The sequence below is a fragment of the Geobacillus sp. TFV-3 genome, from assembly GCF_009901865.1.
Lineage (GTDB): Bacteria > Bacillota > Bacilli > Bacillales > Anoxybacillaceae > Geobacillus > Geobacillus thermoleovorans_A.
Window position 1 is genome coordinate 564171 of sequence record NZ_MPSP01000001.1, and the last position, 21724, is coordinate 585894.

Sequence of the window (21724 nt, forward strand, 5' to 3'; positions counted from 1 at the left end):
AAAACTCTCCTTTTTGTTTTGGTGAACCATTCAGTACTATACACAGTTTCATCCTATGTGCGCAAGAGAAAAATATAACGCCCAGCCGATGAAGGCGGGGCGTTGGGAAATTGCTGGTGTTCAAAGCTGCCGGAACGCCTTGCCGACCGCGTCGATCGTGTAGGCGATGTCGTCTTCCGTATGGGCGAGGGTGATAAACCATGCTTCGTATTTCGATGGCGCGAGATTGATCCCTTGTTTGAGCATGAGCTTGAAAAATTTTGCAAACAATTCGCCGTCGCTGCGCTGGGCTTGCTTGTAGTTTTCCACTTTTTCGTCAGTGAAGAAGACGGTGAGCGCGCCTTTTAAGCGGTTGACGGTCACCGGCAGGCCGCATTGGCGGGCATGGGCCAGGATTCCTTCTTCCAGCATTGCTCCCAATCGGTCGAGATGTTCATAGACGCCCTCTTGTTTCAACACTTCCAGGCAGGCGATGCCAGCGAGCATCGACGCCGGGTTGCCGGCCATCGTCCCGGCTTGGTACGCCGGTCCGAGCGGAGCGACTTGTTCCATAATGTCTTGGCGTCCGCCATATGCCCCAATTGGCAAGCCCCCGCCGATGATTTTCCCCATCGCCGTCAAGTCGGGCTCCACACCGAGCAAGTTTTGCGCTCCGCCATACATAAAGCGGAAGGCAGTGATCACTTCGTCGTAAATGACGAGCGCCCCTTCCTTGCGGGCAATCTCATTGATCGCTTCTAAAAAGCCCGGTTTTGGCAGGACGATCCCGAAGTTGCCAACGATCGGCTCGACAAGGACCGCTGCGACTTGCTCGCCCCAAACGTTCATCGCTTCGCGGAACGATTCGACATCGTTGTATGGCACGGTAATGACTTCTTGGGCGATGCTTTGCGGCACGCCGGCCGAGTCCGGCGTCCCCAACGTCGATGGCCCCGAGCCGGCGGCGACGAGCACAAGGTCCGAATGGCCATGGTAGCAGCCTTCGAATTTGACGATTTTGCTTCGTCTGGTGTAGGCGCGGGCGACGCGGATCGTGGTCATCACCGCCTCTGTTCCCGAATTGACAAACCGCACTTTCTCGAGCGACGGGATCGCCTCTTTTAACATTTTGGCGAATGTAATCTCATGCGGCGTTGGCGTGCCGTACAACACACCGGTCTCAGCAGCACGGCGAATGGCTTCCGCGATGTGTGGATGGGCGTGACCGGCGATGATCGGTCCGTAGGCGGCCAAGTAGTCGATGTACTTGTTTCCATCCACATCCCAAAAGTATGCTCCTTGCGCCCGCTCCATCACGACTGGAGCGCCGCCGCCGACCGCTTTGTATGAACGGGACGGGCTGTTCACCCCGCCGACAATGTGCTGGAGCGCTTCTTCGTATAATTGTTCGGATTTGGTCCATTGCATCGTTCCATCCTCCTGTTTCCGATGACTGCCTCTTTATTTTACCATAGCGCGCAAGCTAATCTGGAAAAAACAAAAAAGGTGAAAATCGCAACGATTTATGTATAATTGCAACATAGGAGAAGAGCGCAAGCCGCCTTTTTCATTTGACGCCAAGGAGAGGTCAGGAGGAGAACGATGAACGCAATTGAAGTAGAACATTTACGCAAAGAATTTAAAGTGCATGCCAGCCGCTCCGGCCTTGTCGGGGCGTTTCGCGATTTATGGACGCGCCGTTATACGCTCGTTCGAGCGGTTGATGACATTTCGTTTACCGTCAAGCAAGGGGAAATCGTCGGCTATATCGGCGAAAACGGCGCCGGCAAATCGACGACGATCAAAATGTTGACCGGCATTTTAACGCCAACGTCTGGGCGCATTGTCGTCAACGGGATGAATCCGCATAAAGAGCGGGAAAAATTCGTGCGCACGATCGGCGTCGTGTTCGGCCAGCGTTCGCAATTGTGGTGGGATCTTGCTGTTCAAGAATCGTTTCGCTTGTTGAAAAAAGTGTACCGCGTCTCGGACGAGCAATATTGCCGCCATATGGGCGAGGTGATTGACATGCTTGAGATCGGCCCGCTGCTTGATAAGCCGGTGCGCAAGCTGTCGCTTGGCCAGCGGATGCGCTGTGAGCTGGCCGCCGCGCTCATTCACAACCCGCCGCTGTTGTTTTTGGATGAACCGACGATCGGCCTTGATGTGCTTGTCAAACTCAACATCCGCCAGTTTTTAAAGCAGTTGAATGAACGGTATGGCACGACGATCTTGCTGACGACGCACGATATGTCGGACATTGAAGCGCTTTGCGAGCGGGTCATGATGCTCGATGAAGGGAAAATCATTTACGACGGGTCGCTTGAGCGCCTGAAAGAAAGATGGGGTCAAGGGAAACGGGTCGCCTTTACATTTGCAGAAGCGGTATCCGCCGCTTTTTTGCAGCAGTTGACCGAAGGATTGGATGTTGTTTGGAAGAAAGGTGAGCAGCCAAACGTTTGGGTCGCGCACATTCCGCCGGGAGGCGTGCCGGAAGTGGTCAGTCGCGTCGCCGCCCGTTATGCGCTAAACGACATTCATATTCACGAAGTGCCGACGGAGGAGATCATCCGCAATATTTATGAGGAAGGTGCGGTTCATGGGTAAGTATGTCGAAATGGTCCGCATCCGCTTTTTAATGATGCTCGCCTACCGGACAAACTATTACACTGGCATTTTGATTTACGCCATTAACATCGCAGCGTATTACTTCCTTTGGTCGGCTATTTATGGCGGCAAATCATCGATGCAAGGGATGTCGCTTGGGCAAATGACGACGTATGTCGCCATTTCCTGGCTGGCGCGGGCGTTTTATTTTAACAATCTTGACCGTGAAATCGCCATGGAAATCCGCGATGGAAAAGTGGCGGTCGAACTGATCCGCCCGTACAGCTATTTAGGGATGAAAGCGGTGCAAGGGCTTGGCGAAGGGTTGTTTCGTCTTTTCTTTTTATCGCTGCCTGGGCTTTTTTTCGTATCGCTTTTTTTGCCGCTTCAGTTTCCGGGACACGCCAAAACGTGGATCGCTTTCGGCTTGTCGCTTCTATTTAGCTTTATCATTTTTTCGGAGCTGAACTTGCTTGCCGGGGTCGTGACGTTCTTTACGTTCCGAAATGAAGGGTTGCTGCGGGCGAAGCGGTTTATCATCGACTTGTTTTCTGGGCTCATTTTGCCGCTTTCCTTTTATCCCGATTGGGCGCAGCGGGCGATGATGTATTTCCCGTTTCAAGCCATCAGCTACATCCCAAGCATGATCATGACAGAAAGTTTTAAAGGTGCTGCTGTTCGTGATGGCTTGCTTCTGCAGGCAACGTGGTGCATCGTATTGATTTTCCCGATTGGATGGTTATGGAGGGTGGCGAAAAAGCGTCTCGTTGTGCAAGGGGGGTAAACGTTGTTTTACGTATCGGTTTTTTTTCAATACATGGCGCAATATATGAAGACAAAGCTGCAATATCGAGCCGATTTGTTCGTGGAGTGGCTGTCTGACTTTATGGCTCAGGCGGTCAACTTGGTATTTTTGCTGGTTGTGTTCCGCCATACGACGCTGCTTCACGGCTGGACGCGCGATGAGATTTTGTTTATTTACGGCTTTTTTCTTGTTCCGTATGCCGTATTTGGCGCCTTTTTCAACCTTTGGGATTTTAATGAGCGATATATTGTGCAGGGGGAAATGGATCGCGTGTTGACGCGCCCGCTAAACAGCCTGTTTCAAATTGTTTTGGAGCGGATGGAGCTCGAATCGCTTCTTGGCGCCATCCCTGGGTTGATCGTCATGGCATATGCCGGCGCCCGTTTGTCGCTGACGTTTCACTGGTATGATGCGTTTATCTTTTTGTTGTTTGTCATTGGCGGAGCGCTCATTTATGCGGGGATTTTCATTTCACTGGCAACGATCAGTTTTTTTGCCGACGCCCGCACCTCCATCATGCCGATGATGTACAACATCAGCAGCTATGGCCGCTACCCGATCGATATTTATCATCGCGTCATCCGCTATATTTTAACGTGGGTGCTGCCGTTTGCCTTTGTCGGCGTCTATCCAGCTTCGTATTTTCTTCATAAGCAGGAATGGTATGGTTATGCGTTTTTGACTCCAGTTGTCGGCCTAGTGTTTTTCGCTATTGCGGCCATGTTTTGGAACGCTGGGGTGAGGCGGTATCGCGGGACAGGGAGCTAGGCGCCCTGTCCGTTTTCGGGTACGCTCGGCATCGTTTATCATATAGGCATGTACATGCGACGAATCATACGCAAAAACAAAGGCGGAACGACCGTAGCGCATCTTCAGCTTGATCACAACGAATAGGATTCGAAGGCCAAATAGGCGAAAGCAAAGGTGATTTATTCGTTTTGGCACGAAGACGAAGTGGATCGCGCAGTGCGCTTCTGAGAATACTGCAAAACGGTGAGTGTGCTGTTTTTTTCCTCTTCTCTTCGCCCAAAAATCTTACTCATCTCCATCACGGACAAGGGGGTGTCATATTTTTGTATACCGTCCAGCCGATCAAAGATAGGGAAAAAATCGAAGCGATGAAAAAGATTTTGCGTGCTTCGTCATTGCGGGACGAGCTCCTTTTTACGGTCGGGATCAATACGGGGTTGCGGATCAGCGACATCCTGTCTCTGAAAATATATAGGTTGTAATAAAGAATTTCCGACTCTCCATGTTCCGTCTTTATCACCTGACAAGCTGGTACGGTGACAAGAAGAGCGAACAATGCCATGTAAAACAAAATTACAACTTATATATGTGTTCAATCGGCTAATGACTCGGACGCCCGTTTTGCTTATCATGCCCAGCACATGATTTTACCGAATGACCTATGTATTCGGGATTTGGGCTTTTTCTCCGTTGCCGCACTGGCCGAGATCGGACGCCCGCGGAGCGTATTATATGACTCGGCTCCGTTCCGATATGAAAGTGTATATCAAGGAGAATGGCCAGTGGAAGGAATGGGATGGGGAATCCCTTGGGAATCAATTAGAGGAAGAGGAATCAGTGGAAATGGAACATGTGTACATCGGACATGAACACTTGTATGTTCCACGGTTGGTTTTCCGCCGTCTAACGGCGGAAGAATGGCAAAAACGGATGGCGTATGTGCGGAAAAAGAAAAAAAGAAAAGGGAAGGCGCTGGCATGCCAAACCCTCGAACAAAAGAAATACCACATCTAGAGTCGTTTGATGGGCAACAGGTTTATGAGCTTTATTCCTTGCGGTGGCAAATTGAACTGTTGTTTAAAGTGTGGAAGTCCGTCTGTGATCTGGCGAAAGTCAAAAAAATGAAGAAAGAACGGTTCGAATGCCATTTATACGGGACGTTGATTGCCATTTTGGTCACCCAGACCTTTCTGTTTCAAGCTCGAACGTATTGGCAACAAAAAGAAGAGATTCAAATCAGTGAACGGAAAGCACTAGATGTTCTCCAATCCTATTGGCAACAACTGCTTTTGCACCTATCGAAGGAGGAAATCAGCCTTTCTTCTCTCCTTCTTCTATTGAGAAAACATGGAAGAAAGCATCGAAGGAAAGGGAAAGAAACGGCATTCGATCTCTTGATAAAATTGGATATTTATTAATTTTATTCATAAAAGTGGTTCATCACCAAAAGATGTGCTTGACTTTTAAAGACAAACATGATAGCAATGTTGCACAAAGAGATCTATGGTATTAAAAGGAAAAAATGCTGTTTTGATTTTCTTTATCATGGTCGTCTTTATTTGTCAAGTACACTTTGTGGTGAAGAGTCATAAAAGTCCCAAATAACCCTCTTAAAGAGGATTATTTGGCATGCCTAAAAAATGTGGTATTCTTTTTCTCCAGCCCATGATTACAAACGTTGCGTATGGATACAACGATGCCTAACACTAAACTTGACGGGTATGGTTAGCCGCCCCCCTCTCCTACTCGATTCGTTTGCCATGAGAATGACAAACAACGGTCAAACAATCGACACAATCTTTTTGGCATCGTTGGCGTTCTATCGCGTAAAATTGATTGTGAATATATTCACAATAAAAGGGAGTGAGCCGTGATGAAAAACGGGAGAGGAAATCGGGTAGCGGTCGTCGGCACCGGGTTTGTCGGCGCCAGTTATGCGTTTGCTTTAATGAATCAAGGGATTGCCGATGAAATCGTGCTCATCGATGCGAATGAAAACAAGGCAGTGGGCGATGCGATGGACTTAAACCACGGGAAAGTATTTGCGCCGAAGCCGGCTGACATTTGGCATGGCGATTACCGTGACTGCCGCGACGCCGATTTGGTCGTCATTTGCGCCGGCGCCAACCAAAAACCGGGCGAGACGCGGCTTGATCTTGTCGATAAAAACATCACCATTTTCTGCTCGATCGTTGAGTCGGTCATGGCATCCGGATTTCAAGGACTGTTTCTCGTCGCCACTAACCCGGTTGACATTTTAACGTATGCGACGTGGAAGTTCAGCGGCTTGCCGCACGAGCGGGTGATCGGTTCCGGAACGATTTTGGACACGGCGCGGTTTCGCTTTTTGTTGGGCGACTATTTCGCCGTCGCCCCAACGAACGTGCACGCCTATATTATTGGCGAACACGGCGACACTGAGCTGCCAGTCTGGAGCCAGGCTGATATCGGCGGCGTGCCGATCCGCAAGCTGGTTGAGTCTAAAGGGGAAGAAGCGCAAAAAGAGCTCGAACGCATTTTCGTCAACGTGCGCGATGCCGCCTACCAAATCATTGAGAAAAAAGGAGCGACGTATTACGGGATTGCCATGGGGCTTGCCCGCGTGACGCGCGCCATTTTGCATAATGAAAATGCGATTTTGACTGTTTCCGCTTACTTGGACGGCCCATACGGCGAGCGCGATGTCTACATCGGTGTGCCTGCTGTGATCAACCGAAACGGCATCCGCGAAGTGATTGAAATTGAACTTGACGAGGAGGAGAAAAAATGGTTCCGCCGCAGCGCTGCGACGTTAAAAGGTGTATTAGCGCGCTATTTTGCTTAGTAAAGCGCAACGATTGGCTTCGTCCGACGGGATGCCGGCTTGCCAAATGGATCGGGCCAGCCGGTGGGATACAGGAGTGCTGCCGATTCAAGCAGAATGCGGGGGTTGTGTCGGCATAATCGCCTGTTTGTCCGCGTATATATGAACGACGGACAAAAATGTGGGGGGGACGCGATGGATTACGCCTTCCTTGGCGTTGTTGCCGCCGTACTGCTCGGCAGCATCACCTCGCTTTGGACAGCACGGGTGCAAGCGACGCACCGCCTCTCGCTCGACAACTTATGGGTGCTTGTCCAATGGTATTTAACGATGTTGCTCGGTTTTGCCATGATTTATATGATTTTGCAAGCGAACGGCCATGCCGTGTTTACCCCATCCCCAAATAGCGCATCGAAAGATCGTTTGTCGCTGCTTGAAGACAGCTTGTATTTAAGCGGCATGACGCTTTTGTCGGTTGGATACGGTGATGTCACTCCGGTCGGCGTCGGCCGGTGGATCGCCATTGCTGAAGCGCTGCTCGGCTACATTATGCCCGCTGTCATCGTGACGCGCACCGTGTTTGACTGGGATCATCGCTGATATGAGTTGCAATTTCCCTCCGTCTTCGCTACGCTAAAAGAAAACGAAGAAGACGGAGGGAACGACATGACGATTGCCATGGGCCAGCCAGCTCCAGATTTCACCTTGCCGGCAAGCAACGGGAAAATGGTTTCGCTGTCTGATTTTCGCGGCCGGTATGTGGTGCTTTACTTTTATCCAAAAGATATGACCCCGGGGTGCACAGCCGAAGCGTGCGACTTTCGCGATCGCCATGCGCAGTTCGCTGAGTTGAACGCCGTCATTTTAGGAGTGAGCACCGACCCGATCAAGCGGCATGAGGCGTTTATCGAAAAATATGAGTTGCCATTTTTGCTTCTTTCTGATGCGCGGCATGAAGTAGCCGAGCTGTATGGAGTATGGAAGAAAAAGAAAAATTTCGGCAAGGAATATATGGGCATTGAGCGCTCGACGTTCATCATTGCTCCTGACGGAACATTGGCCAAAGAATGGCGAGGGGTGAAAGTGAAGGGTCACGTCGATGAGGCGCTGGCGGAAGTTGCCCGATTGGCGTCATCTAGGTAAGCGTCCAAGCAATGTGCATTGTTTTGCGTATGATACATAGTAACCTCCTCAAATGAATGACGTATGGGGGGGCGGAAACGATTTCCGCCTCCTTTTTTTGTTAAAATGGCGTCTGAACCCATATATTAATGGCATCTATATTGACAAATGGCATGTATTCTTTGTAGACTAATTATAAATATTATAAAGTGATAATTTTTTTCACCTTTGAACAGAGAGCGAGGTGCATGACGGTGTCTGACAACGAGCAACTGAAAGAAGCGCTTGACATGCTGAAAAGGACTGGCATACGCATCACGCCGCAGCGTCATGCGATATTAGAGTATTTGATCAGCTCGATGTCCCATCCGACGGCTGATGAAATATACAAAGCGCTGGAAGGGAAATTCCCAAACATGAGTGTAGCTACCGTCTACAATAACTTGCGCGTCTTTAAGGAAATCGGGCTTGTCAAAGAGCTGACGTACGGCGATTCGTCAAGCCGGTTTGACTTCGTCACTTCCAATCATTATCACGTCATCTGTGAAGAGTGCGGCAAAATTGTCGATTTCCACTACCCAGCGCTTGATGAAGTCGAGCAGCTCGCCGCTCACGTCACCGGCTTTAAGATCGACCATCATCGCATGGAAGTGTACGGAGTCTGCCCTGACTGTCAAAAAAGGGGGGCGCCGGCGCATTCGCATTAAAAAAGCTGATAGCACAAGGCGGCTATCAGCTTTTTCTTTTTTTGTTGTATTTTTCGTCAAACTCTTTTCCCTCAAGCTCGCGGTCTAGCGTCAACGGTTCCCGGCAAAACATGCATAAATCGACGCGTCCGAGCATTTTTGTCACTTTGCCGCACGATGGGCAAACAACTTGGACGGCTCTCGTCGAGAGTGTGCCGATCCAAAAATATACAATGCCACTGGCGACAAGAAACAACATCCCAAACAACATAAACAACGTCATGATGATCGGGGATGTGCGGAAAAACAGCCCGAGATACATGACAATGACGCCGATAAAAATCAAACTCAAAGCGAACGTGCGAATTTTGTTGATTTTACTCGAATATTTGATGCTCATCACAGTCCCTCCTACATAGACCACTATACCATAAAACGGGGTCCCGTCGCGAAGAAGAAATCAACAAAATCAATGTTGCAAAGAAAGGAATTCGTCGTCTTTTGCCGAATAACGAACGACAGTGAAAAACGAGAGGCTTCATCGCCGCAAGAATCGCGGCTTCCAAAACAAAATGAGCGCTCTGACAGCAATACGTGTGTAAAATGCAATTCGATCATCGATGAGGGTGGAAGGGAGGAAAAACCGTTGCAGAAAAAATCACCGACTCGACGAGGAGGGTTCCGTCCGTTTGTAGAGAGGTCATACGAAAGAGGTTGCGCAACTGATATGTCAGCCGGTTTTCTGCAACGGGGACAAGGGATGATGAAGGAATGGTTGCATCCGATCTGTCAAGAATGGGCAAGACGTTGCAGTACGCACGGAATTTTAATGATTGAAAAAACGACTTGCCATGCAGCGGCGACGGATACGTTTGATGTCGTGCTGCTCGTCATTGTCGATCCACAAGGCGAGTCGATGTTTCTCAGACAGTATACATTAAATGAGGAAAAGGCGGTGCTTTATGCGGTCAGTGAACGGAAGTTAAATGAGTGGCTTGTGCTTGGGTCGCATCGAAAGGCGGTCGACTGGGTGTTCAATGGAAAGGTTGTGTTTGACCGCGACGGTTATGTTCAGAAGTTGCGCCAGCGTCTTGAGCAATTTCCGCCCGAGGAACGGCGGTTGAAAATGGGGATCGAGTTTGCCAAACTGATTCGCCGTTATACGGATGGCAAAGCGCTGTTTGCCGACCAGCATTGGCTTGACTCATACAACCATATGGTGCAAGCCCTCCATCATTTGGCGCGATTGACCGTGATCGAGCACGGACTTTACCCGGAAGTGACCGTATGGAATCAAGTCAAGCGAATGGATGGACGGATTTATAAACTATATGAAGAATTGGTTGGAAGCGAGGAACCGCTTCCGAAACGGCTTGAGCTTTTGCTTCTCGCAAGTGAATTTTTGATTCACTCTTATGTAGAGTCAGGTTCCTCCCATTTATGTGGAGCGTTGAAAGAAAAAAATGGGGCTTGGAGCGTTGAAGAAATGATCGGTCATCCGCAGTTTGCGCCTTACTCGGTTGATCTTGTCATCATGCTTGAGTATCTTGTCGAAAGGAAAGTGCTGGCGGTCGTAGAAATGCCGACAAAAGGAAATACAATGTTTGAACGGTATTACGTATTGCAGAGAGAAACATTTTGACGGTTCCTTCCCGCCGACCTCCAACAAAGGCGGCAAAGAGACGGCGGGAAGATGAAGGTTGTTGAGAACCCATCGTGACAGAGACTGCCGCTTTCCCGGATCGCTGAAGGAAGTGTGGCAGGCCGGTCGAAAAAATAAAAAAGCTATTGACTTCCTTAGCGAACGGTGATATATTTTAAATCGCTGTCGCAATGAAAAAACATTGCGAAACAGGATGAATAAAAAACTATTGACAACAAATAATAAACATGCTATGATGTAAAGGTCGCTTTAAGATGGTGGGGAATTGAATTCGTTCCTTGAAAACTGAACGAAACGAAGCGCGAATGCCACGGTGCTTTTGGCGTCTGTGGCGTGAAATTAGCCAATCAACTTTCTTTGGAGAGTTTGATCCTGGCTCAGGACGAACGCTGGTGGCGTGCCTAATACATGCAAGTCGAGCGGACCGGACTGGAGCTTGCTCTAGTTTGGTCAGCGGCGGACGGGTGAGTAACACGTGGGCAACCTGCCCGCAAGACCGGGATAACTCCGGGAAACCGGAGCTAATACCGGATAACACCGAAGACCGCATGGTCTTCGGTTGAAAGGCGGCGAAAGCTGTCACTTGCGGATGGGCCCGCGGCGCATTAGCTAGTTGGTGAGGTAACGGCTCACCAAGGCGACGATGCGTAGCCGGCCTGAGAGGGTGACCGGCCACACTGGGACTGAGACACGGCCCAGACTCCTACGGGAGGCAGCAGTAGGGAATCTTCCGCAATGGGCGAAAGCCTGACGGAGCGACGCCGCGTGAGCGAAGAAGGCCTTCGGGTCGTAAAGCTCTGTTGTGAGGGACGAAGGAGCGCCGTTCGAAGAGGGCGGCGCGGTGACGGTACCTCACGAGGAAGCCCCGGCTAACTACGTGCCAGCAGCCGCGGTAATACGTAGGGGGCGAGCGTTGTCCGGAATTATTGGGCGTAAAGCGCGCGCAGGCGGTCCCTTAAGTCTGATGTGAAAGCCCACGGCTCAACCGTGGAGGGTCATTGGAAACTGGGGGACTTGAGTGCAGGAGAGGGGAGCGGAATTCCACGTGTAGCGGTGAAATGCGTAGAGATGTGGAGGAACACCAGTGGCGAAGGCGGCTCTCTGGCCTGCAACTGACGCTGAGGCGCGAAAGCGTGGGGAGCAAACAGGATTAGATACCCTGGTAGTCCACGCCGTAAACGATGAGTGCTAAGTGTTAGAGGGGTCACACCCTTTAGTGCTGCAGCTAACGCGATAAGCACTCCGCCTGGGGAGTACGGCCGCAAGGCTGAAACTCAAAGGAATTGACGGGGGCCCGCACAAGCGGTGGAGCATGTGGTTTAATTCGAAGCAACGCGAAGAACCTTACCAGGTCTTGACATCCCCTGACAACCCAAGAGATTGGGCGTTCCCCCTTCGGGGGGACAGGGTGACAGGTGGTGCATGGTTGTCGTCAGCTCGTGTCGTGAGATGTTGGGTTAAGTCCCGCAACGAGCGCAACCCTCGCCTCTAGTTGCCAGCATTCGGTTGGGCACTCTAGAGGGACTGCCGGCGACAAGTCGGAGGAAGGTGGGGATGACGTCAAATCATCATGCCCCTTATGACCTGGGCTACACACGTGCTACAATGGGCGGTACAAAGGGCTGCGAACCCGCGAGGGGGAGCGAATCCCAAAAAGCCGCTCTCAGTTCGGATTGCAGGCTGCAACTCGCCTGCATGAAGCCGGAATCGCTAGTAATCGCGGATCAGCATGCCGCGGTGAATACGTTCCCGGGCCTTGTACACACCGCCCGTCACACCACGAGAGCTTGCAACACCCGAAGTCGGTGAGGCAACCCGTTTCGGGAGCCAGCCGCCGAAGGTGGGGCAAGTGATTGGGGTGAAGTCGTAACAAGGTAGCCGTACCGGAAGGTGCGGCTGGATCACCTCCTTTCTAAGGAGAAAAGCGGAGGCTGTTAATAGCCGACTTTACCAATTCATTGCGCTTTCGTTTCGTTCAGTTTTGAGGGAACGAGTCATGTTCTCTCAAATGTTTTGCGTCTGCGTCTACAAGCGGATTCGGAGAAACCGAATTCCTCGACGCAAGACTGCAGAGAAGCAAATTCAAGCAACAGCTTCGTTTGCGTCTGCGTCTACCAGCCGGTTCAGAGAAGCTGGATTCCTCGACGCAAACCAGCGAAGAAGTGAATTCAAAGAAGCTACTTCGTTCCTTGAAAACTAGATAACCGATTGACACAAGGAAGAAGCCGAGACGCTTTAGGTTAAGCTAGAAAGGGCGCACGGTGGATGCCTTGGCACTAGGAGCCGATGAAGGACGGGGCAAACGCCGAAACGCTCCGGGGAGCTGTAAGCAAGCGTAGATCCGGAGATGTCCGAATGGGGGAACCCACTGTCCGTAATGGGGCAGTATCCATGCCTGAATCCATAGGGCATGGAGGGCACACCCGGGGAACTGAAACATCTTAGTACCCGGAGGAGAAGAAAGCAAACGCGATTCCCTGAGTAGCGGCGAGCGAAACGGGAACAGCCCAAACCAAGAGGCTTGTCCTCTTGGGGTTGTAGGACCGCTCACGATGGGAGTGAGAAAGGAATGGGGTAGACGAACCGGTCTGGAACGGCCGGCCGGAGAAGGTGAGAGCCCTGTAGTCGAAACTTCGTTCCCTCCCGAGCGGATCCTGAGTACGGCGGGACACGAGGAATCCCGTCGGAAGCAGGGAGGACCATCTCCCAAGGCTAAATACTCCCTAGTGACCGATAGTGCACCAGTACCGTGAGGGAAAGGTGAAAAGCACCCCGGGAGGGGAGTGAAAGAGAACCTGAAACCGTGTGCCTACAAGTAGTCAGAGCCCGTTGATGGGTGATGGCGTGCCTTTTGTAGAATGAACCGGCGAGTGACGATGGCGTGCGAGGTTAAGCCGAAGAGGCGGAGCCGCAGCGAAAGCGAGTCTGAAGAGGGCGTTTAGTACGTCGTCGTCGACCCGAAACCAGGTGATCTACCCATGTCCAGGGTGAAGGCCGGGTAACACCGGCTGGAGGCCCGAACCCACGCACGTTGAAAAGTGCGGGGATGAGGTGTGGGTAGGGGTGAAATGCCAATCGAACTTGGAGATAGCTGGTTCTCCCCGAAATAGCTTTAGGGCTAGCCTCGGGTTTAAGAGTGTTGGAGGTAGAGCACTGATTGGGCTAGGGGCCCAAACCGGGTTACCGAACCCAGTCAAACTCCGAATGCCAACGACTTATGCCCGGGAGTCAGACTGCGAGTGATAAGATCCGTGGTCGAGAGGGGAACAGCCCAGACCGCCAGCTAAGGCCCCGAAGTGCACGTTCAGTGGAAAAGGATGTGGAGTTGCAAAGACAACCAGGATGTTGGCTTAGAAGCAGCCACCATTTAAAGAGTGCGTAATAGCTCACTGGTCGAGTGGCTCTGCGCCGAAAATGTACCGGGGCTAAACGTGCCGCCGAAGCTGCGGGATGACCGTTGGTCATCGGTAGGGGAGCGTTCTAAGGGCAGAGAAGCCAGACCGGAAGGACTGGTGGAGCGCTTAGAAGTGAGAATGCCGGTATGAGTAGCGAAAACAGAGGTGAGAATCCTCTGCGCCGAAAGCCTAAGGGTTCCTGAGGAAGGTTCGTCCGCTCAGGGTTAGTCGGGACCTAAGCCGAGGCCGAAAGGCGTAGGTGATGGACAACAGGTGGAGATTCCTGTACCACCTTCTTCCCGTTTGAGCGATGGGGGGACGCAGGAGGATAGGGCGAGCAGGCGGCTGGAAGAGCCTGTCCAAGCCGTGAGGCTGATCCGCAGGCAAATCCGCGGGTCGCTAAGGCCAAGCGGTGACGGCGACGGAGCATTCCGGAAGTCCCTGATTCCACACTGCCAAGAAAAGCCTCTAGCGAGGGAAGAGGTGCCCGTACCGCAAACCGACACAGGTAGGCGAGGAGAGAATCCTAAGGCGCGCGGGAGAACTCTCGTTAAGGAACTCGGCAAAATGACCCCGTAACTTCGGGAGAAGGGGTGCTCTTTCGGGTGAAGAGCCTGGAAGAGCCGCAGTGAAAAGGCCCAAGCGACTGTTTATCAAAAACACAGGTCTCTGCGAAGCCGAAAGGCGACGTATAGGGGCTGACACCTGCCCGGTGCTGGAAGGTTAAGGGGAGCGCTTAGCGGAAGCGAAGGTGCGAACCGAAGCCCCAGTAAACGGCGGCCGTAACTATAACGGTCCTAAGGTAGCGAAATTCCTTGTCGGGTAAGTTCCGACCCGCACGAAAGGTGTAACGACTTGGGCGCTGTCTCAACGAGAGACCCGGTGAAATTATACTACCTGTGAAGATGCAGGTTACCCGCGACAGGACGGAAAGACCCCGTGGAGCTTTACTGCAGCCTGATATGGAATTTTGGTATCGCTTGTACAGGATAGGTGGGAGCCTGGGAAGCCGGAGCGCCAGCTTCGGTGGAGGCGGCGGTGGGATACCACCCTGGCGGTATTGAAATTCTAACCCGCACCCCTTAGCGGGGTGGGAGACAGTGTCAGGCGGGCAGTTTGACTGGGGCGGTCGCCTCCCAAAAGGTAACGGAGGCGCCCAAAGGTTCCCTCAGAATGGTTGGAAATCATTCGGAGAGTGCAAAGGCACAAGGGAGCTTGACTGCGAGACGGACAGGTCGAGCAGGGACGAAAGTCGGGCTTAGTGATCCGGTGGTTCCGCATGGAAGGGCCATCGCTCAACGGATAAAAGCTACCCCGGGGATAACAGGCTGATCTCCCCCAAGAGTCCACATCGACGGGGAGGTTTGGCACCTCGATGTCGGCTCATCGCATCCTGGGGCTGTAGTCGGTCCCAAGGGTTGGGCTGTTCGCCCATTAAAGCGGTACGCGAGCTGGGTTCAGAACGTCGTGAGACAGTTCGGTCCCTATCCGTCGCGGGCGGAGGAAATTTGAGAGGAGCTGTCCTTAGTACGAGAGGACCGGGATGGACGCACCGCTGGTGTACCAGTTGTCCCGCCAGGGGCACCGCTGGGTAGCTATGTGCGGACGGGATAAGCGCTGAAAGCATCTAAGCGTGAAGCCCCCCTCAAGATGAGATTTCCCACCGCGTGAAGCGGGTAAGATCCCTCGAAGATGACGAGGTCGATAGGTCCGAGGTGGAAGCGTGGCGACACGTGGAGCTGACGGATACTAATCGATCGAGGGCTTGACCTAACGAGAAAAGTGGAAGCGCCGCGGTCAGCTCTCGATGCCAAATGTTCTTCACCCGCAGGGGTGCTTGCACCCCGAGGGGGAAGGTTATTTGGCAGAAGAGAGCTAGGCGCTGGAACTGGACAACAAGAAAAGCGGCGGCGAGCCGGAGCTGGACAACGAAAAGCGCAGGCTTGCGGCTTCTTCCGACGGTTATCTAGTTTTGAAGGAATGAAAAAACACTTGACAGCTCGGTGCGGATCATTATAATAGTAAATGTCTAAAGAGATGCCATTCCGCAGTAGCTCAGTGACGAGCATTTGCATCATTGGATGAACTGCGAGTTGCCTCGACACATCAAGCTTCTTTGAATCGGCCGACAGAGGAAGAGGCAGGGTATCTTGATGGGAGAATTGACCATCGTTATGATTCCGCAGTAGCTCAGTGGTAGAGCAATCGGCTGTTAACCGATTGGTCGCAGGTTCGAATCCTGCCTGCGGAGCCATCGTGGAGAGCTGTCCGAGTGGTCGAAGGAGCACGATTGGAAATCGTGTAGGCGCCAACAGCGCCTCAAGGGTTCGAATCCCTTGCTCTCCGCCATTATCCATCAGCATGGCCCGTTGGTCAAGTGGTTAAGACACCGCCCTTTCACGGCGGTAACACGGGTTCGAATCCCGTACGGGTCACTTCTTTGTGGAGGATTAGCTCAGCTGGGAGAGCACTTGCCTTACAAGCAAGGGGTCGGCGGTTCGATCCCGTCATCCTCCACCATTCTAAATAATTCTATCGCCGCGGGGTGGAGCAACAAGCCTTCACTTCGTTGAATATGCTTCGAGTTGCCTCGACGCATCTCCCTTCCTTGAATCAGCTAGTAGAGGAAGAGGCAACGAATAGCACACTCAGAGCATTATCAAAACTTACTGGCTTTCTTATCGCCGCGGGGTGGAGCAGTCCGGTAGCTCGTCGGGCTCATAACCCGAAGGTCGCAGGTTCAAATCCTGCCCCCGCAACCAATATGGTCCCGTAGTGTAGTGGTTAACATGCCTGCCTGTCACGCAGGAGATCGCGGGTTCGAGTCCCGTCGGGACCGCCATTTCATCAAACCTAGATTTTTTATAAGGCTCGGTAGCTCAGTCGGTAGAGACGAGCATCAGCATCGCTGAATATGCTTCGAGTTGCCTCGACGCATCCAGCTTCTTCGAATGAGCTGGCAGAGGAAGAGGCACAGTAGCAACCAATGAGCATGGTGAAAAGAAAATATGGCTCGGTAGCTCAGTCGGTAGAGCAAAGGACTGAAAATCCTTGTGTCGGCGGTTCGATTCCGTCCCGAGCCACCATATAATTAAGATATGCATGCCGACTTAGCTCAATTGGTAGAGCAACTGAATCGTAATCAGTAGGTTGCGGGTTCAAGTCCTGCAGTCGGCACCATATCATGGAGGGGTAGCGAAGTGGCTAAACGCGGCGGACTGTAAATCCGCTCCCTTTGGGTTCGGCGGTTCGAATCCGTCCCCCTCCACCATTTTAACAAAGGGGCATAGTTTAATGGTAGAACAGAGGTCTCCAAAACCTCCGGTGTGGGTTCGATTCCTACTGCCCCTGCCATTTTTATGATCATTATGGCGACTATGGCGAAGTGGTTAACGCACCAGATTGTGGCTCTGGCATGCGTGGGTTCGATTCCCACTAGTCGCCCTTGCTCTTTGGCGTTGGGGTATAGCCAAGCGGTAAGGCAACGGACTTTGACTCCGTGATGCGTTGGTTCGAATCCAGCTACCCCAGCCACGAATGCGGAAGTAGTTCAGCGGTAGAACACCACCTTGCCAAGGTGGGGGTCGCGGGTTCGAGTCCCGTCTTCCGCTCTCGATCAAGGCGGCATAGCCAAGTGGTAAGGCAGAGGTCTGCAAAACCTTTACCCCCGGTTCGAATCCGGGTGCCGCCTCCATCTAATGAATAAAAAGTGTTGACGGATGTAAGATGATTTGATAAAATATTGATTGTCGCGCCGATGTGGCGGAACTGGCAGACGCGCACGACTCAAAATCGTGTGGGGTAGCCCCCCGTGTGGGTTCGACTCCCACCATCGGCATCGAAAATAGGAGAAAGGCTTTAGGATCAAGGGTTCTCACAAATGTGGGAACCCTTTCTTTATTTTTACCGAATACGATTCGAGCAAGAAAAATCGTGTGCGGCTAATCGTGTTCGGTGAGGTGAATTGAAAGTGAGAAAAATGAGAGATGAGGGGACATTACAGAGAAATAGCAAGAAGGGAAGGAGAGGTGAACTGAGTCGTGAGGAACTATTGCTAATATCTGATGACAACACAGAAATTGAATACACATTTGAGGAATTGTTAGAAATATTTATTGAGGATTGCAAACTAAGAAATTTGCGGGAACATACGATTAAGTATTATCGCAGTGAGTTAAATGCATTTGTAAAACTGCTAAAAGAGCAAAAAATCGAATTACGTGTAAGTGAATGGACAGGAGAAACCATTAAGCGAAATGTCATTATGTACATGAAAGAAAAAGGTCTTAAGACAGTCAGTATCAATTCCCGTTTGCGAGCCATGAGAGCGTTTTTTAACTTTTTGGAAGGACGAAATCTCATAAAAAGCAATCCGATGAAAGACATCAAATTGCTGCGGGATAGAAAAAGGATTGTAGAAACGTTTGACAACCAGCAGATAAAGGCGTTATTTAAAGCATGCGACCTTCGCACGTTTGTAGGTTTAAGGGATTATACGATTATGATGTTACTGTTGGAAACGGGAGTTCGAGTAAATGAACTGGTGGGTATAAAAACAACAGATATCATTTGGGAACAAAAAGTCATACGCATTCGAAACACAAAAGGTGGCTTTGAACGCTTTGTTCCTATTCAAGATAAAATGATTAGCCAATTAAAAAAATATTTAGTTGTAAGAGGAAATGTGGATACAGATTGCTTATTTATTACTCGGGACAACACTCCATTGAGTAAAAAGCAAGTACAAGATAGAATTAAAGAATATGGGAAAAAAGCGGGGATAAAGAATGTTCGTTGTTCCCCACACACATTCCGTCATACATTTGCTAAATTATGTGTGTTAAATGGGGCGAATGCATTTCAATTGCAAGCAATACTAGGACATACGTCATTGGAAGTAACAAAAGTGTATGTAAATCTTTTCAGCAGCGAAGTGCAGCAAGGACATGCGAAATTCAGTCCAATAAATAACTTGTTTAAGTAATTTCTCATATTGTTTCTCTTAAAAAATTTTGATGATACACAAAAAAGTCTGGTGATTGTTGAGGAAATAAAAAGAGGGAAGAAGAGAATTCAAGGGAATCGGGAAAAGTGCCTTTAGTACATTTCTCGATTCCTTTTTATTTGGAGTGAGCAAAAAGAGAGGAAAGGTATAAGGAAATCCTTTTCTTTTTTTCGTCACCCTTTTTTGTTATTTCCCGAAGGAACTGCTTTCTTGTTCCTTCTCCCTATCTCCTTTCATCCTATCTTTTTCTCGTCAAACTTTTTTGTATGGTATTTTCATCCAAATGACCTTCAATCCCTTGTGGAACAAGGCTTCGAGCAGATGAGAGGCGAAGAAGGAAAATCGTCAAGTTTTTTTGTATTAGAATATAGTAGAGGAAAGGAGATAAGGGATAAGGAAAAATTGTACAGATGGTGTTTCACCTAAACCAAAAAACAATAGAGATGAGATCAGGTTTATTTTAAACTTCTTAAATGCCTAAACTCTTTAACAAGAATTCAAAGCCAACCTTCAAAAAAGTTCATAACTGTGTGAGACGATTTCTATACAGTTAAGAAGGGAATAATTTATAAAGGGGATGTTACGACATATTATAAAAAACGTTCCAAAATTTCCGTACCAACACAACATATTACAAAAAATGTTCCAAATTCTCCGTACTGACACGACATTTTATAAAAAATGTTCCATATTTTCCGTACCAACACAACATTTCACAAAAAATGTTCCAATTTTTCCGTACTGACACGACATCTTTAAAAAAGTGTTCCATACTAAGAACGTATTTTTTAAGCTCTTATTTAAGAAGTTTCAAGCAAATTCAGCTACTTTTTGTAACCTATGGAGTTGATCTTTTTTAGTTGATTTATAGTAACAAGATTAGGGCTGATCACGATTTCAAACAGGGGTATTGTTTCTGCCGTTAATTTGGGATCTACCTTTTCGATGCTTTTTTTAAGGGAGAGAAAGAAATATATCGTCTTTTTAGAAAGGAAAAGCTGTTAAAAGGAACATTCCAAAAGACTGCTGGCAAGAAGGATATTACGTATGACCTAAAGAATGAGTACAAAATAAAGTGGAAAGAAATAAAGGGAACTGAAGAATATTTTATAGCCAAAGTTGAGCGGAGCTAATATATTCTGTTTGTTCTTTCTCCCTCGGGCAGTTTATAAAGGATTTAGGTGTAAAAAACGTGTCATTGGTAAGCGATGATAATAGAGAGAACCTTCAACAAAAAAGAGCCAGCTCTTTTATTTTTTCACGAGGCTCTGTTAATGTTTAATGTTGATTTTTTCAATAAAATGTTAGGGAACCATCTTTTGGTTCCCCAATTCTCAATAAACCAGTCTATTAGATATTCAATAAAGATGTTTGTTTTATATGTTCATACTCATTGTAATGGTTCTATTTTTGAATCCTAATTTTTCGTACAGTTTAATCGCTTGATTTCCTGCATATACACTTAAGCGAACCTCTGAATATCCATCTTGTTTAAGATGTTCGATACCAGTTTCCATCAATTGTTTTGCAATTCCATTTCCCCTAAATTCCTCTAACACAAACAATTCATAAATAAATCCATATATCTTTTCAGTAAATTGGTCTTTACTTGTTCCTATAAGAATCCAACCCATTAGATTATCGCCTTCAGTTGCTATCAAATAATAGCTTCCTTTCTGCAATAATGGTTCAATAAGTTGTTTGACTTTTTCATCTGACGGTTTTGCTTCGCCTAATGTACCTTCGAATAATGCTTGTGGTGAAAGTGATAAAACCTTTTTATATTCCGAATCGTTTGGTTTTCTAATTTCCATAAATTGAGTTCTCCTCTCCCAATATTTATAAGCCGATTGCCCGTTAATGACCTTTTTAAGCACTGAACTTAGATAGACGGAGACTTTCAAAAGTTTCTGTCATTTCAAATACAAATGATGTAAGCAGAAGCTCTTTTATATGTTGCTTGGTATTTTCGTTACTGCGGCTATCTACAAATAAGAACCAAGCAAGGTAATTATCAAGATATTTTGTAGCCACACCTTTAAAACGGTCAATCCACTTCTTCATCCGAGAATGAAAACTGTTGACATTTTGAATGTGATATAAGCCTTTTATAACGTGCTTTCCATCATCGGATTTGATTCGGTAATGCTTTAATCCTTTTTCTTTTGCATAGGTTTTGTATGCTCTCCAAGCATCTGTAACAAGCACATTGTCAGACGATAGTTTAGTACCAATGATAGTTTCAATTTTGGTTTTTACAATACGCCCCATACAAGATACTTTGGAGACGGTTGCTTTTGTACGGTCTCTTGCAACAAGAACACATACTTGTTCGTGGCTGATTCCTCTGTGTTTGGATTTTCCTCCACGTTTTCGAGGCTTCCGTTCTGTAATGCCACGTTGCCCTTTTTGAGAGTACAAGAAATAGGTCTCGTCAACTTCAACGATACCTTCAAAATGGTCAAAATCCATTTGCTTTAAGGCGGATAGCAGTTTATGTCTCCAGTAAAAAAGTGTAACCCAAGTAACCCCTACGATTTCAGCCGATTTACGCAGGGAGTAGCCTTTGAACATACAATCCACAAATGTAATCCATTCATCACCTTTTCGGGTGCGATAAAGAACGGTGTTAGTCGTATCCGTAAAGGTTTTAAGGCAACTTTTACAACGATACCGTTGACGACCCTTGACTTTTCCGAATCGAACAACGTGTTCAGATGTACAATGGGGACACTCGAAACCATCTTTAAAACGAGTTTCCCTCATTTCGTTAATCAATCTACCACCAACGGAAGAGGTCGGGTCAACATAACGTTTTACCCATTGATATACTTGTTCTTTTTTAGTATGGGGTAACTTGTCGATGTATTTTAATAGGTTACTGAACGCTTTGTCCATCATTAACACTA

15 protein-coding genes, 15 tRNA genes, 2 rRNA genes and 1 pseudogene are annotated in these 21724 nt (G+C 48.9%); 29 read left to right on the forward strand and 4 right to left on the reverse strand.

Features of this window, described 5'->3' with window-relative positions; genetic code table 11:
• Positions 1-120: 120 nt before the first annotated feature.
• Positions 121-1407, reverse strand: a complete 1287-nt coding sequence (locus BJQ97_RS02830; protein ID WP_160155434.1) for a glutamate-1-semialdehyde 2,1-aminomutase — start codon at positions 1405-1407, stop codon at positions 121-123.
• A 174-nt stretch (positions 1408-1581) separates the two neighbouring features.
• Between BJQ97_RS02830 and BJQ97_RS02835 the strand changes: the two genes are divergently transcribed.
• The 10 genes and pseudogenes from BJQ97_RS02835 to perR all read left to right on the forward strand — a co-directional run bounded on the left by BJQ97_RS02835 (position 1582) and on the right by perR (position 8773).
• A complete protein-coding gene (locus BJQ97_RS02835; RefSeq protein ID WP_160155435.1) occupies positions 1582-2586 on the forward strand; it encodes an ABC transporter ATP-binding protein in 1005 nt (334 codons plus the stop codon).
• Positions 2579-3370: an ABC transporter permease gene (locus BJQ97_RS02840; protein ID WP_160155436.1), complete on the forward strand. Its 792-nt coding sequence runs from the start codon at positions 2579-2581 to the stop codon at positions 3368-3370. Before BJQ97_RS02835 ends, BJQ97_RS02840 begins: the two co-directional genes overlap by 8 nt.
• Before the next feature lie 3 nt (positions 3371-3373).
• Positions 3374-4159, forward strand: coding sequence for an ABC transporter permease (locus BJQ97_RS02845; protein ID WP_160155437.1), 786 nt, complete (start codon positions 3374-3376; stop codon positions 4157-4159).
• Positions 4160-4464: 305 nt separating this feature from the next.
• A pseudogene (locus BJQ97_RS17580) lies at positions 4465-4611 on the forward strand (site-specific integrase); the annotation flags it as partial.
• A 262-nt stretch (positions 4612-4873) separates the two neighbouring features.
• Positions 4874-5155 (forward strand): hypothetical protein, encoded by a 282-nt coding sequence (locus tag BJQ97_RS02850; RefSeq protein WP_160155438.1) that lies wholly within the window; start codon positions 4874-4876, stop codon positions 5153-5155.
• On the forward strand, positions 5119-5559 hold the full coding sequence (locus BJQ97_RS02855) for a transposase (protein ID WP_160155439.1): 441 nt from the start codon (positions 5119-5121) through the stop codon (positions 5557-5559). Before BJQ97_RS02850 ends, BJQ97_RS02855 begins: the two co-directional genes overlap by 37 nt.
• A gap of 455 nt (positions 5560-6014) precedes the next feature.
• Positions 6015-6965 carry an L-lactate dehydrogenase gene (locus BJQ97_RS02860; protein ID WP_160155440.1) on the forward strand — a complete coding sequence of 317 codons (951 nt, stop codon included), beginning with the start codon at positions 6015-6017 and terminating at the stop codon, positions 6963-6965.
• Positions 6966-7139: 174 nt separating this feature from the next.
• A complete protein-coding gene (locus BJQ97_RS02865) occupies positions 7140-7544 on the forward strand; it encodes a potassium channel family protein (RefSeq protein WP_160155441.1) in 405 nt (134 codons plus the stop codon).
• Between the two features lie 66 nt (positions 7545-7610).
• Entirely contained in the window at positions 7611-8087 is a 477-nt protein-coding gene (bcp, locus tag BJQ97_RS02870; protein WP_160155442.1) for a thioredoxin-dependent thiol peroxidase, read from the forward strand.
• A gap of 227 nt (positions 8088-8314) precedes the next feature.
• Positions 8315-8773, forward strand: coding sequence for a peroxide-responsive transcriptional repressor PerR (gene perR / locus BJQ97_RS02875; RefSeq protein WP_160155443.1), 459 nt, complete (start codon positions 8315-8317; stop codon positions 8771-8773).
• Positions 8774-8798: 25 nt separating this feature from the next.
• On the opposite strand, the gene BJQ97_RS02880 is transcribed toward perR, so the two are convergent.
• On the reverse strand, positions 8799-9152 hold the full coding sequence (locus tag BJQ97_RS02880; protein ID WP_044732289.1) for a YgzB family protein: 354 nt from the start codon (positions 9150-9152) through the stop codon (positions 8799-8801).
• 363 nt (positions 9153-9515) lie between these two features.
• On the opposite strand from BJQ97_RS02880, the gene BJQ97_RS02885 reads away from it, so the two are divergent.
• The 19 genes from BJQ97_RS02885 to BJQ97_RS02975 all read left to right on the forward strand — a co-directional run bounded on the left by BJQ97_RS02885 (position 9516) and on the right by BJQ97_RS02975 (position 18794).
• On the forward strand, positions 9516-10394 hold the full coding sequence (locus BJQ97_RS02885) for a nucleotidyltransferase-like protein (protein ID WP_160157521.1): 879 nt from the start codon (positions 9516-9518) through the stop codon (positions 10392-10394).
• Positions 10395-10769: 375 nt separating this feature from the next.
• Positions 10770-12327 (forward strand): 16S ribosomal RNA (locus BJQ97_RS02890).
• A 326-nt stretch (positions 12328-12653) separates the two neighbouring features.
• A 23S ribosomal RNA gene (locus BJQ97_RS02895) occupies positions 12654-15583 on the forward strand.
• Together the 16S and 23S rRNA genes with 15 tRNA genes alongside form the textbook arrangement of a ribosomal RNA operon.
• 406 nt (positions 15584-15989) lie before the next feature.
• A tRNA-Asn gene (locus BJQ97_RS02900) sits at positions 15990-16064 on the forward strand.
• A gap of 4 nt (positions 16065-16068) precedes the next feature.
• Positions 16069-16159 (forward strand) — tRNA-Ser (locus BJQ97_RS02905).
• A gap of 14 nt (positions 16160-16173) precedes the next feature.
• Positions 16174-16245: transfer RNA gene (locus BJQ97_RS02910), tRNA-Glu, on the forward strand.
• Between the two features lie 9 nt (positions 16246-16254).
• A tRNA-Val gene (locus BJQ97_RS02915) sits at positions 16255-16330 on the forward strand.
• A gap of 165 nt (positions 16331-16495) precedes the next feature.
• Positions 16496-16572 (forward strand) — tRNA-Met (locus tag BJQ97_RS02920).
• A 4-nt stretch (positions 16573-16576) separates the two neighbouring features.
• Positions 16577-16652 (forward strand) — tRNA-Asp (locus tag BJQ97_RS02925).
• 168 nt (positions 16653-16820) lie between these two features.
• Positions 16821-16896, forward strand: a tRNA-Phe gene (locus BJQ97_RS02930).
• A gap of 18 nt (positions 16897-16914) precedes the next feature.
• Positions 16915-16990 (forward strand) — tRNA-Thr (locus BJQ97_RS02935).
• A gap of 6 nt (positions 16991-16996) precedes the next feature.
• Positions 16997-17081, forward strand: a tRNA-Tyr gene (locus BJQ97_RS02940).
• Positions 17082-17090: 9 nt separating this feature from the next.
• Positions 17091-17164: transfer RNA gene (locus BJQ97_RS02945), tRNA-Trp, on the forward strand.
• Positions 17165-17181: 17 nt separating this feature from the next.
• Positions 17182-17254 (forward strand) — tRNA-His (locus tag BJQ97_RS02950).
• Between the two features lie 15 nt (positions 17255-17269).
• A tRNA-Gln gene (locus BJQ97_RS02955) sits at positions 17270-17344 on the forward strand.
• Positions 17345-17349: 5 nt separating this feature from the next.
• Positions 17350-17421: transfer RNA gene (locus BJQ97_RS02960), tRNA-Gly, on the forward strand.
• Between the two features lie 9 nt (positions 17422-17430).
• Positions 17431-17504 (forward strand) — tRNA-Cys (locus BJQ97_RS02965).
• A gap of 59 nt (positions 17505-17563) precedes the next feature.
• A tRNA-Leu gene (locus tag BJQ97_RS02970) sits at positions 17564-17648 on the forward strand.
• Between the two features lie 141 nt (positions 17649-17789).
• Positions 17790-18794, forward strand: a complete 1005-nt coding sequence (locus tag BJQ97_RS02975) for a tyrosine-type recombinase/integrase (RefSeq protein ID WP_236567346.1) — start codon at positions 17790-17792, stop codon at positions 18792-18794.
• A gap of 1397 nt (positions 18795-20191) precedes the next feature.
• Here the strand turns inward: BJQ97_RS02975 and BJQ97_RS02980 are convergent.
• Positions 20192-20629 (reverse strand): GNAT family N-acetyltransferase, encoded by a 438-nt coding sequence (locus BJQ97_RS02980; RefSeq protein WP_160155171.1) that lies wholly within the window; start codon positions 20627-20629, stop codon positions 20192-20194.
• 55 nt (positions 20630-20684) lie between these two features.
• Complete coding sequence (locus BJQ97_RS02985) at positions 20685-21713, reverse strand: IS1595-like element ISBsu3 family transposase (RefSeq protein WP_160155445.1); 1029 nt, start codon at positions 21711-21713, stop codon at positions 20685-20687.
• Positions 21714-21724 lie beyond the last annotated feature (11 nt).